Origin of the sequence: Tahibacter caeni (assembly GCF_024609805.1) — a bacterium.
Taxonomy (GTDB): domain Bacteria; phylum Pseudomonadota; class Gammaproteobacteria; order Xanthomonadales; family Rhodanobacteraceae; genus Tahibacter; species Tahibacter caeni.
The window spans coordinates 1-11,824 of the sequence record NZ_JANFVR010000142.1 but is presented as its reverse complement, the minus strand read 5'-3'; the positions used below and the strand labels follow the sequence as shown (position 1 = coordinate 11,824).

4 protein-coding genes and 1 pseudogene are annotated in these 11,824 nt (G+C 65.9%); 2 read left to right on the top strand and 3 right to left on the bottom strand.

Going from position 1 to position 11,824, the window contains the following annotated elements:
* Nucleotides 1-299: 299 nt before the first annotated feature.
* The 3 genes and pseudogenes from NON22_RS13295 to NON22_RS13285 form a co-directional block, all read right to left on the bottom strand.
* Nucleotides 300-923 (bottom strand): hypothetical protein, encoded by a 624-nt coding sequence (locus NON22_RS13295; RefSeq protein ID WP_257387421.1) that lies wholly within the window; start codon nucleotides 921-923, stop codon nucleotides 300-302.
* Nucleotides 924-1,411: 488 nt separating this feature from the next.
* Nucleotides 1,412-2,607: pseudogene (locus NON22_RS13290) on the bottom strand (IS256 family transposase).
* Nucleotides 2,608-2,728: 121 nt separating this feature from the next.
* Nucleotides 2,729-9,607: an RHS repeat-associated core domain-containing protein gene (locus NON22_RS13285; protein ID WP_257387420.1), complete on the bottom strand. Its 6,879-nt coding sequence runs from the start codon at nucleotides 9,605-9,607 to the stop codon at nucleotides 2,729-2,731.
* 1,049 nt (nucleotides 9,608-10,656) lie between these two features.
* Between NON22_RS13285 and NON22_RS13280 the strand changes: the two genes are divergently transcribed.
* Complete coding sequence (locus NON22_RS13280; RefSeq protein WP_257387419.1) at nucleotides 10,657-11,034, top strand: CopL family metal-binding regulatory protein; 378 nt, start codon at nucleotides 10,657-10,659, stop codon at nucleotides 11,032-11,034.
* Between the two features lie 99 nt (nucleotides 11,035-11,133).
* Nucleotides 11,134-11,824, top strand: a 691-nt coding sequence (locus NON22_RS13275) for a TolC family protein (protein WP_257387418.1), incomplete at its 3' end; no start/stop codon positions are given.

Sequence of the window (11,824 nt, the reverse complement as noted above, 5' to 3'; positions counted from 1 at the left end):
CCGCCTGCCGACCCATCCCGATCGCCGCATCGTCGAGCTGCTGCCGCACCGCTGGACGCCGGCGAGCTGACTATCGCTGGTGTTGTGGCGGTGTGGAATGTGGCTCCGCCGGACGCTTACTCTCCTTGTGACAAGCGAGCTGAGAGAGCGAAATCGCCATCAGAAAACACGCAGCGACTTTTGCTTTGATAGCACGAGAAATTTTCACGGTGATTGCCTGACTGGAGTTACGAACTTGAATCTTTCGAGGGATGAATCCTTCCAGTCAATTCACCCAACGCGGCAATGGCTATCCGCGATCACGGCTTCCCACCGTCTGTCAAACGATCATTCATCGCAGCGGATTCGAAAGCAATGTTTTCGGCGCGAAGGGCCGCCATCACCAAGAGCAGCGACGACTCCCTTCCTTTTCCTGCAACTCGGGACGCCCACTCGGCGTAGTCGCCGTTCTCGGACAACAGCGCCCTCTCGAAATAACTCGCAATACTCGCACTTACCGCGTTACTGACAGAGTTCATCGCGCCACAGAACTCGATTCCGAAAGTACGAGGCCCATTCTCTGCGATGGAGTTGGACAACTCGCCGGAAAGAAGTTCGAAGTATTGATCCACTTTCAGATGGCCCGATTTTCGCGCACCAACGTCCTGAACAGCCTTTCGGATGGACGACCCAAGCAGAAAACGCAGTTTTCCGTCCATCTTGCTGACCAGCTTATCGAGATCTTCCGACGTTATGTACTCTCCAGCGAGCCGAGGAGGGTTATCGGCAACGGAAAAAACAATCTCCATTGGAAGGCCGCCGCGGACGCATGAATTTGTTCGATCGAACTCATCCATTCCCATCAGTTCCGATTTTTTTGAACCGGTCGCAGCGCAACCAGCAATTGAAACTAAAAAAATAAGTAGATATATTTTTGTTTTCATAAATTCATGGATAAGTCGTTTTTATGTTTACATTAGGAACTCTTGTTCCTGGAAAGCTCTGTTGGGGCGGACGATACTGCGAACCGCGAGTATCAGAGAATCGCCTGGCATTGGCCGGAGTCGAATACTGCAAAGCCCCATCACCCGTCGCAAGAAACAATGTTACTCCTGGGCCGTTTCGATTTTCTTGTGTAATCAAACGCCAGTCCTGAGGGCTGAACAGCATGTTCGAATCCCAATGCGTATGCCCGGCACTATGAAACGTTCCGTTGGGTTGAGGGCTCGGAAGCGAAACACCTCCTACGCGAAAAAGCCCTGCGCGCGCATAGGTGAAACTGAAAGTTCCATCCGCCACCTCGTATACTCGCCAGCCGCTTTCACGCTTGACCAGGAGGGAAGCTCCTAGATACCTATTTGCTGCGGCTTCATGGGCAGCCTCAGGTGTTGCCTCAGGGTCTGTCAAACGAACTGTGTAACTGCGGTTGATGTCATGCGTTGATCGGCACACGGTCTTCGCCGAACAGGATCTGGAACGTCTGGATCGCTTGCTTCCAGTGATGCACTCCGCGCCAGCGCTTGCTCGCCTCGCGAATCGCCAGGTACAGTGACTTCATCGCCGACTCGTCGTTGGGGAAGATGCGTCGGTTGCGCGTGTACTTGCGCATCGTCATGTTCAACGATTCGATCGCGTTGGTCGTGTACGTGATCCTGCGGATTTCCGGCGGAAACTGGAAGAACGGCACCACGTTGTCCCAGGCATTGCGCCAGACCCGCACCGCCGCGCGGTACTTGCCGCCCCAGGTTTCCTCGAACGCGTCCAGCTCGCGGGCGGCGTCTTCGATCGACGCCGACGTGTAGATACGCTTGAGCGCCACGGCGACCGCCTTCATGTCCTTGGCCGCCACGTAGCGCATCGAGGCCCGGATCAGGTGCACGATGCATTGCTGCGTCAACGTCCGTGGGAACAGCGCCGTGACGGCCTCCGGCAGCCCTTTCAGACCATCCATACAGGCGATGTAGATGTCCTGCACGCCGCGTGCCTTCAGCTCGCTCAGGACGCCGGCCCAGAACTTCGCGCCTTCGCTCTCGGCAATCCACACGCCCAGCACTTCCTTTTCGCACGCAGGTTCAAGCCCAGCGCCACGTGCGCGCAGCGGTTGGCGACCTGCTTGCCGTGGCGCGCCTTCAGCACCAGCCCATCCAGCCAGATCACCGGATACACCGCCTCCAGCGGGCGCTCCTGCCACGCGCGCACTTCGTCCAGCACCGCGTCCGTCACCTGCGCGATCACATCGTGGCTGACCGTCACGCCGTACAGGTCCACCAGCGCACTCTCGTCCGTCACCTGCGCGATCACATCGTGGCTGACCGTCACGCCGTACAGGTCCACCAGCGCACTCTCGATGTCGCGCGTGCTCATCCCGCGCGCGTAGAGCGCCAGAATCTTGTCCTCGAAATCGCCCAGGCGCGTCTGCCGCTTCTTCACCAGCTGCGGCTCGAACGTGCCTGCGCGATCGCGCGGCGTCGTCACTTCCAGCGCGCCGAACGTGCCCTTCAGGCGCTTCTTCGTCGCGCCGTTGCGCGTGTTCCCGCGCTCGCCTTCCGCCGACTTCTCGTGGCGCTCGTAGCCAAGATGCGCATCCAGCTCAGCGCTCAGGCCACGGTCGATCACCCGCTGCAGCATCTGCGTGTACAGTGCCGCCACGTCCTGCGGCGTCTTGCATCCCGACAGCAACGCCTCAAGCGCCCGCTCGTCCACTTTGTCTGCCATCTCTGCTCCTCGCGGCATCTGCCGCTACGATACGTCAGGGAGCAGTTACACAGTTCAAATTACAGACTCTTGCCTCACAGTTCGATGAACAAAAAAGCGCTCCTTGGTTCGCATCATCTGCGAGAAGAAACGCTTCGGCAGCCACGGAATTAGATGAAGCCGCGGTGAGGCCAACCCCCAAAAGTGCGAGCAGCGTGGGGCCTCCGTGCCCCATCTCCATTCCCATCGGCGTTTCATTACTGCTTGGACGATCTTGAGCCTTCCCTTCACGTGAAGCGGCCCTTCCAATATCTGCCGAGAGTACCGCAGTGACACGAGCCATAGTCGAATCTGTCTGCACCACATAGCCACTGCTCGACCCAGCCATAGCGAGGGCGAGCTCTGCCATTCCGCCCGCAGTAGGATTGACCATAACCACTTCGATGTTTGAACTCCCCGAGCCGCCTTTGATGTGGCTCCCCGTCAACGTCGCCGCTCGCGTCGCCTTGACCTCCTGATCCGCCGCCGTGCACCCGCCCGCCTTCGTTCCCGCACACTCATCCTTCTGACTCGCATACCCGCTTGGATCCGTGCCACTCAGCGGGTTGTTCCGGATATAGCTGTACGGATTCAGCGCCTGGCTGCCGCCATCCTGTACGACCGGATCGACACTGAGGAAGCGGCCGAGATTCTGATCGTAGACGCGGCCGTTCATGTGCACGAGCCAGACGTCGTCGGCCTGGGTGTGTGCGGTGAAGCCGCGGTTCGTCGCGCTCAGGTTGGCCTGGCCGGCCGGGCGGTTCGTGAAGTCGGCGTTGCGCGCCTTGCCGAACGCGTCGAACTGGCGGCGTTCGCTGAGCGTGCCTGCGGCGTTGCCGACGGCGATCGTCGAACCGAGGCGATCGCGCAGCACGTAGCTGACGGTGTCGGTGCTGCCGACGCGCGCGACGACGACGGGACCGAGTTCATGGCGGTGCGTGATCGTGCCAGCGCTGATTTTCTCGTAGCCGTTCGGGCCGTAGCGTGTCGTGCGGCCGGCGGCGATCTCGAGGTAACGGCCACCCTTGGCGTCATAGGCATACGTCATGTTGCCGTCGGTCGCGCCGCCGGGGTCGAGCATCGAGGCGGTTTCGAAGCCGTTGCGGAAGATCAGATCGTTGCCGCCGGCGACACCCGAGCCACTCGCGCTGCGCACGATCGTGCGCGGGCGGTTCTCCGCGTCGAACGTCGCCGTCAACGCGCTGCCGCCGATCACGTTGCCGTTCGCATCGCAGGCATAGGTGATCGTGCCGCCGGCCGGCAGCGCGACGCTGCTCGCGCCGTGCGGGCCGCAGCCGTTGCCGCCGTAGCCGTAGGCGCTGCCGCCGGCGCTGAAGTCGCTCTTGCTCAGCAGGTTGCCGGATGCCGAGTACACGAAGCCGACGCTGCCTCCGCTGGACAGGCTCGTGCCGGTCAAGCGCTGGCGCGCATCGTAGGCGTAGGTCTCGGTGATGCCGCCGCGCAGCTGCGACATCAGGTTGCCGAGCGCATCGTAGCTGTAATTGAAACTCTCGACCGTCGTCGCGCCGCTCTTCCACTGCAGCTGTTTGGCCTGCCCCGTGCTGGCGGCCGAGACGTGCACCCCGGTCAGACCGTTGCCGAAGGTCTCGGCCGTCACCTTGCCCCAGGCGTCGGCCGCGTTCGCGGTCCAGTAGACCGCGTTCGATGTATTGTTGCTGAGCCGCAGCAACTGACCGTAGCTCGTGTAGTCGGTGCGCACGACCAGCCCGCTCGGATACGTGCGCGTTGCCTCGCGGCCGCTGCTGTCGTAGGTCACGCTGCTGGTCCAGGCGCTGCCTTCGCCTTCCACGGTGCTCGTGATCGTCGACGGCCGCCGCGTCGCGGCTTCGTAGCCGTAGGCTTCTTTCCAGACCTGCACGGCAGTGCCGATGGTGGAGCCGCGCTTGCGCAGCACGGTGTCGAGCTGGCCCGCACCGTTGACCGGATCGTAGGTCCATTCGTCGACGAGCACCTCGTTCGTCATGCCAGTCGGCGGCGAACCGGGCGGCGTACGCGTGAGCTGGCGCACGCGGCCGAGCAGGTCCCGCTGGGTCACGGCCGTCACCGCGCCGCGCGCGTCGGTCTGCGTGACGAGCTCGTCGAGGCCGCTGCTCACGAAGCTCCAGCTGCCCTGATCCGGGTCGACGCTTTGCGTGCGCCGGCCGCGCGCGTCGAAGCTCGCGCGCGTCACTACGTTTTCGTTGTCCTGCACCGCGACGAGCTTGCCGTTCGGGTCCACCCAGCTGCGCGTCGGCGCATTGCCGGCATCGACGCCGTAGAGCGGCTGGCCGAGCACGTTCGTGTAGCTCTTGATCTCGTAGCAAGCCGTGTTGGCCGCACACGGCGAAGTCTGGCTGAGACCGCTGTCCTGCACGCGTGTCGTCGTGCGTCGGCCGGCGTAGGTGAACTTCGTCAACCGGTTGCCGTTGCCGGTCGCGAGATCGGCAGCGGGATCGGTTTGTTGCGTGACGCGCCCCTGACGGTCATAGCTGCGCTGCTGCCATTGATCGCTCGAGGCGCTCGCATAGCGCGGCATGGACTGTCGCTGCACGGTACCCATGAGGTCGTATTCGGTCTTGGTCACGACGAACGTGCCATCGAAGCCGCGCTGGGCGGATTTCACGGTGCGGCCGAGCCGGTCGTACCAAGTCAAGGTCGTCGGCGCGCCGGCCTTGACCGTCGTCGCGCAGTAGGCCGCATGGGTTTCTCCGCCGCCGCCGACCGTGCCGACTTCCGCGGAACAGCGGTTCACGTCGTAGCGCGTCAGCGCCGTGCGGGTTTCCGGCTCGATCAGCGCATTGTTGGTGCCGCGCGTCTCGACGAGTATCGGTCGCTCGAACGCATCGACGACGGTCACGGCCGAGGTCAGGTTCGGCGCGATGGCACGCGATACGTCGCCGTCGCGCGGCCGCCGCTCGGTCGTCATGACCTGGCCCAGCGCGTTCGTCGTCGTCAGCACGAAATAGCCGTCGTCGGCCGTGGCGATGCCGTTCCGGGTATAGGTATAGCTCGTGCGCCGCGCGGCGCCCGCGTCGGGCGCGCTGACGACCACACTGCTCGGCAGGCCGTAGTTCGTTCCGGACGGCGGTGCCGGGCAATCGCTCGTGGCCGTGCGATAGCACCAGGCCGTGGTGGCCTCCTGACCCGCAATACCCGGCTGCAGCACCTGACGTTTCGGGGTGTGGTCGTCGTTCCACTCGTAGTTCGTCGTCACGGTGTGCGCCGGCGCGCTGGCGCCCGACGGCAGTGCGTGGCTAGCGTTGTAAGTGATCGAAGTCGTGACGGTTTCGCTGCCGAGCCGGCCGAGATACCAGGTCGTCGGGTCGGTCGCGTAGGTTCTCGTCGTCGTGCGCACGTGCTCATCGACGAAGCGACCTTCCGGATATGTGCCGCTGCCGATGTCGCGGCTCGTGACGATCTGATGCTTCAGATTGCCATAGGCGTCCCAGCCCGATGCTGCCGCGCTGCTGCTCGCCGCGTTGATCGTTTCGACCTCGCTCACTGGCGTGCTCACGCCGAGTTCGGCCGACACGAGGTCGTACGTCGTCGCGACCTGGCGATCCAGATACGGGAAATACACCGTGTCGCGCTGCGGCGCCGCCGGCGGCGAACCGTCGCCGGGACAGATCTGACGCTGGCTCGCGCCGAGGGTACAGCGCCACTCGTCGACCTGCCGCGTGATCGGCACATTCGGCTGACTGCTCGGCGCGACGGCGACCGACGCCGTCTTGCCGGTCATTGGGAACTTCTGATGGAACGTGGTCAGGGTGCGCAGCTCGCGATCGACGGCCAGGTTGTTGGTCGCCGTATAGCTCGCGATCTGGCGGAAGCCCTGAAAGCCACTACCCTGATGGTTGTACATGGCTTCGGCATAAGTGAAGAACTGCGTGCGCACACCGACCACGTCGCCGATGCCGTTGCTGCGCAGCAGCGAGTAGACCACCGGCATCGACGAAGCGAAGTAGTAGTGCCGCGCGTCGGTATAGCGCTGCGCCGGAATGCTGTAGAACGGCTGCCCGGCGACGTTCAGGCCGGACACCGACAGCCCGGCGCCGAGCGGCAGGTGCAACCAGCTCGCCGTGTCGCCGAGGCCATTGATCGCGCCGGTCATGAGCTCGGGCAGCCGCGGCATGTCCGCCGCGGCCGACACATTGGCCGGCTGCGGCGCGTGCGCCGCCAGGGTCGGGGACAGCCGGCCGACGCCGAGGTTCTCGCTGACATAGGAAAAACGCTGCGTTTCGAGATCGGTCACCGGCGTCCCGTCGGGCAGACTCGCCGGTCCGAGGCCGGCGCCGGTCAGCGCGAGCGCGTCGAGGCGCGGCAGCAGGGTGGACGGCACGTACGGATTGCCGACATAGCTGATCTGGTCGGCCAGGCCGTCGCCGTACAGATCGAAGCTCGACTGGCCCCGCACGATGTCGGTCGGCGTCTGCTCGACGTCGAAACTGCTCTCGCCGGTCTGTACGAAGCGCAGCGCATCGAGGAAATATGCGCTCGGATCGAAGTCGCCGCCGAAGCGGCCGGCCTGACTCCCGTCGTTCGCATTGCCGCCCGGCGCATACATGCCGTAGTACTTGTCGCGCGGACTCACGAGCAGGCCCGCCGGTGCCGGATCGAGCGCGCCGGTCTGCGGGTTCTCCGGGCACCAGTATTCGTAGTTCTCGTTGCCGATGTCGATCGGATCGGCCACGGTGCGGCGTACGCAGAGCCGCGCGGCAAAGGCGCGCGGTATCAGCAGGTCGGCGCGGCCGTCGCTGTCCACATCGCCGGTGCGCATCAGCGCGGTGAACACCGGCTGCCAGCGCGTGCCGCAGTGGTTGTTCGTCGTGTTCGTTCGCGGATCGTTGACGCAGCGTTCGAGTCCGCGAGTACTGCTCGTGACGATGCGCGGTCCGAGCACGCCGCCCTGGTTCAGTCGCACGGCCCAGCGGCCCTGCCCGCCCGAGATCACCGCGGCGATCCAGTCGGGCAATCCGTCGCCGTTGACGTCGGCCCATTGGTTATAGGCCTGCTTGTGTGTCTCGTCGCTGCCGAGCGCAGGGCTCGCGAGATCGCTGATGGAGGTAATTTCCCGACCCGTGCCACCCAGCGTATAGCTGCCGCCGACGTTGCGGCCGAACCAGACTTTGAGCGTACGGTTCTGCTCGGCCTCGTCGGCCTGCCGCGACACCAGCGCATCGGGCAACCCGTCGCCGTCGAAGTCCATCAGGGTCATGCTCTCGCGCAGCACGGTGCCGTTGCTGCCGGACACGTTGGCCAGCGCTTTCGTCAGGCTCGGCGTCGCGGCGAACGCCGGCACCAGCGGATCAGCGCCGACCTGGCCGAGATAGATGCGCACCTCGTAGGGCGGGAACGGATTGCCGGTCGTGCCGCAGACCATGCCGCTCGGCACTTCGAGCACGAGATCGGCGCGGCCGTCGCCGTTCATGTCGGCGAACGACACGCTCTCGCAGCCGGTCGTCTGCGTTGCATTCGGCAGCGGTATAGCCAGGTCGTGAAGCGTGAAATTGCCCGGCAGCCAGCTCGTGCTGCCGTTCGTGGTCCACACCCCGATCGTGATCTTGCGCTGGCCGCCGACCATGTGCCGGGCGATGACGTCGGTGCGGCCGTCGCCGTTGACGTCGGCGAGCTGGCGCGTCGCCGACAGCACGCCCTGCACGCCGAGCCCGGCATCCGCGTCGACGATGCCGCGCAGTTGCCGATCGGCGGAAAACGCCGCGAGATACTGCCTGACCTGGCCGTTGCTGTCGTAGTGCGTGATGCCGAGCTCGCGCGCGCCGTCGCCGTCGAAGTCGCCGACTTCGCGCACCGTCGCCGGCCGCGCGGCGTTGTCCACCAGCGGCGCATCGACGGACATCGGTCCCATCGGCGGCTCGGTCGCGTGCGTCGCATCGGGCTGTTCGAGCTGGGCCGACGCGAGCCCCGGAATCGTCAGGCGCCTGAATTCGTGCGGCCAGCGGATCTCGCCGCTGTCGGCGTAGTCGAATGTCGTCGCGTCATGACAGTCCTGCGAACTGCTGCCCGGCGCACTGCTGCACTCCGTTACCCAGCCGAGCAGGCTGCGGCCGCTGTAGCTGCTGGTCCGGTAGTCCAAGGTGTAGGTGCGTACCGGCTGGCTGCCGTCGTCGGTGACGATCGAACGCAGCCGTCGCGTCTGGCGCGTGACGCCGCCGGCGACGTAGGACGAGGTCTGATCGGTGTCCGGGCGCACCTCATAGATCAGCATCACCGAGCGGTCGCCGAGGTCGGCGCCGTGACCCGTGTAGTTGATGTAGTGCAGCAGCACCTCGCCGGCGCCGTACATGCCGGCGATGTCCGAATTGCCGTAGGTGTAGGTGACCGTGTTGCCGAGCGGATCGACCTCGCGCTTGAGCATCCACGACAGCGGCGCTGTCGCACCGCCCGGCACCACCACGGCATCAGTGCCGCAGGTGCCGCCCGACGCAATGCCGCCGTAATGGCGCACGACGCCGGACTTGGTCTCGACCGTGAAGCAGCTGCCGGCGCCCGACAGCGCCGCACCGTATTGCGTCACGCGCACGAAGCTGTCGATCTCGGTGCGATAGACCGCGTTGACCAGGCCATAGCCGCCCTGATTCGGTATCGGCGCCAGCGATGACGGATCGACGAGGATCAGACGCATGCCGTCGAGGCACAGACGATCCGAGCCGTCGCCGCGCACGGCGCGCGACTCGCCGTCCTGCTCGGGCGTGCGCGGGCAGCGATGGATCGACGACAGGCCACCGAGCGACCAGCCAAGTCCCGCCGTGCCCACACCGCTGCGACTGGAATAGCTCAGCGACAAGGACGGCTGCATGCCCTTGCGGCCCGGCGGCACGGTGATCGGAATCGAATAGGTCGCGGCACCGCCTTCGGCCATCGCTTCGCCGGCCATCGTGCCGACCGTCGGGTCATGCGCCGGTAAATCGGCTAACGGAGCGTTGCTGTCCTCCGGGATCACGGCGCCACCACCCGGCGCCTGCCCGCCGTTCGGCGTCACGCAGACCCTTCGACCTCCCAACCGATCAATTGCGCCGTGGCACCGGCTGGCTCTATCGGGGCGCCGATGCCGCCGAGCACGGTCAGCGCCGCGACGGCGGCGGCGACAAGACCGGAAGACAGGCGGCGCCAGGCGCGCGCAGCCGATGACGCACGCGCAGAAGCTGCGCCCGAACAATGCCGCGAACTCATGAATTTTCCCCTGACAAACGCAATTCGTCCTACGAGAGCGATCGGCGATCACGCGCGATGCATCCATCCACGGGTACCGGCCGAATACGACCCGCCGACGGTAACCGATCCGGATTGCAACCCGTAAGACACGGATGCATGCGGCTGCGGACAGAAATGACCTGCCGCATTCGATTCATGACGCAAGGGACCATTCCCCCCCAAGGCCGCGAGCCAACTGCCGGATTGCGACGATCGTGCGGGACTATGCCGTGCCGTCCGGCGCGCACCGCTGCGCCGATCTCGCGTCGGCGTTCACTGCCGCGCCGAACGCAACGCCGGCCGTATCGCCGATGCTTCGCTGCCCACTGCCGCCGAGGCGCGGGAACTCTCAGGGAAGGACTGCGGAGCCGACGTACGACACCGCACGCGATCGACTTGCGCTATGAAGGATGTCGGATCGGTCGCGTCGAAGCCGGCTGGCGCCCGGCGCTCTCGATCGGCGTCGACGCATGAATCGGACGGCCGGGTTTCAGCCGGCGTCCGCGGCGCACGACGGGGTTGACCGGATTGCCGTCGCAATCCGGAAACATGCGGTCGCCGATCCGGTGCGGCAGAAGCCGGCCTCGCCGTAACGGGCGTGGCCGGTGGTTCGGCACCGCGTGCCGCTCGATCGGGGCATTGGATCGGCCGGCACCGGCGAGGCCGCCAGCCTTGAAACTTCCGCAGGCCGCCTGCAGTCTATGCGCCGCCTCCGGCTGCCCCTGTCCCCTCGTGCTGCGTATCGCCGTCCGCCTGCTGCTCGCACTGCTGCTCTGCTTCAACGGGCTCGTTGCGCCCGTTGCGATGGCGGCGATGCCGGCCGCGGCGGAGTCGGGCCAGTCTGCCGATGCGGCCACCGCCGCGACGCATTGCCGCGGCGACGACGCGGCACCGGCCCCGGCAGCCGACGACGGCGGCCACGACCACAACAAACATTCTTCCTGCTGCAAGCCCGGCCATTGCGCCTGCGCCTGCACCTTCTCGCTGAATCTGCCGGTTTCCACGTATGCCGGCGATGCCGTCGGCAGCCGCCGCGAGCAGCCGCTGCCGCGTCTCGTGGCGCTGCCGGCGCTGCGCGACGGCGTACCGTTGCGACCTCCCATCGTCTGAACGTAGGCGCGCGATCCACCGATCGCGCCATCACCGCGCGCCCCGCGCTCCCATGAATGCAGCCGCTGCTCCGCAGCGCTGCGACCTACGAGTACGACCATGAACCGCTTTTCCTGGCGGCCGCCGCTCGCGGCCGCAATCGCCCTGATGCGGCTGCCGCTGGCAGCCGCCGTCGCCGTCGCGTCCTTGTCCGGCTGCGTCGGCGTTTCTCGCCGCGAAGGCGCCGACAACGTCGAGCAGCTGTTGCAGTCGCGCCTGCCCAGCGCGTTCGAATGGCGCAACGACGCCGCCGGCGCCGCCGCGATCGACGCGCGCGCCGCCGAACTGCTGGCCGCGCCGCTGACGGCGGACACGGCCTTCCGCGTGGCCCAGCTGCGCAATCCGGAGATCACCGCGCGGTATGCCGAGCTCGGCATCGCGCAGGCCGACGTCGTCGCCGCGAGCCGCATCGGCAATCCGACCTTCTCCGGCGCCGCGGTGCGCGACGACGGTCCGCACAAGATCACCCTGGGCCTGAGCCTGCCGCTGAGCGATCTGTTGCTGCTGCCGGCGCGCAGGCGTCTGGCCGACGGCGAGTACGAACGCGCCCAGCAGCTCGTCGCCGCAGCGCTGAATGATCTCGCCGCCGACACGTACGACGCCTGGCATGCGGCGGCCGGCGCCGACCAGGTCGCCGTGATGCGCGAGGCGGTCGCGGCCGCGGCCGCGGCATCGGCCGAGCTCGCCGGACGCTTCCACGCGGCCGGCAACATCAGCGCCCTGCAGCTCAGGCTCGAGCAGGCCGCCGCGA

Bases quoted from the DNA above. Each gene is read 5' to 3' on its own strand.
- NON22_RS13295 (WP_257387421.1), bottom strand. From the start codon at position 923: ATGAAAACAAAAATATATCTACTTATTTTTTTAGTTTCAATTGCTGGT.
- NON22_RS13285 (WP_257387420.1), bottom strand. From the start codon at position 9,607: ATGGCCGGCGAAGCGATGGCCGAAGGCGGTGCCGCGACCTATTCGATT.